Raw genomic sequence first — 729 nt, forward strand, 5'->3', positions numbered from 1 at the left:
TACCCCGGCATGCCGCCCGAGATGGCGCAGCCCGGCTCGCTGGTCTTCCACAAAACCGCCGCCCCGGTCGATACCGGCAATCCCGCCAACTGGTGGCGGTTCGAGTTCGGCGCCGACTGGCGCCATCCACTGGGACCGGATCGCGACGTCGAGGCGCTCGGCTTGTGGGACCATCCGGTCGTCCAGATCGCCTATGCCGACGCGCAGGCCTATGCGGACTGGGCAGGCAAGGACCTGCCGACCGAAGCCGAATTCGAGTTCGCCGCACGCGGCGGGCTGGACGGCGCGGACTATGCCTGGGGCGACGAATTGGCGCCGGACGGCGCGATGCTGGCGAACTACTGGCAGGGCCTGTTCCCCTTCGCCAACCAGATCCTGGACGGCTGGGAACGGACCTCGCCCGTCGGGAACTATCCTGCCAACGGCTACGGCGTGTTCGACATGATCGGCAACACTTGGGAATGGACCAGCGACTGGTGGAGCGAGACGCCCGAAGTGGCCCGCAAGAAGGTAGGCCGATCGTGCTGCACGCTCAGCAATCCGCGCGGCGGCAAGCTCAAGGACAGTTTCGATCCCGCCCAGCCGGGCGTGCGGATCGGCCGCAAGGTGCTCAAGGGCGGTTCTCACTTGTGCGCGGCGAACTATTGCCAGCGCTACCGCCCCGCCGCGCGCCATCCCGAGATGATCGACACTTCCACCTCGCACATCGGCTTCCGCTGCGTTCGACGT

General features: G+C 67.4%; 1 protein-coding gene. It reads left to right on the top strand.

Features of this window, described 5'->3' with window-relative positions; genetic code table 11:
- Positions 1 to 729 (top strand): SUMF1/EgtB/PvdO family nonheme iron enzyme (locus ACYPYD_RS23710; protein ID WP_459665895.1); only part of this gene is annotated, 729 nt, incomplete at both ends.

Source organism: Novosphingobium sp. 11B (assembly GCF_054589055.1).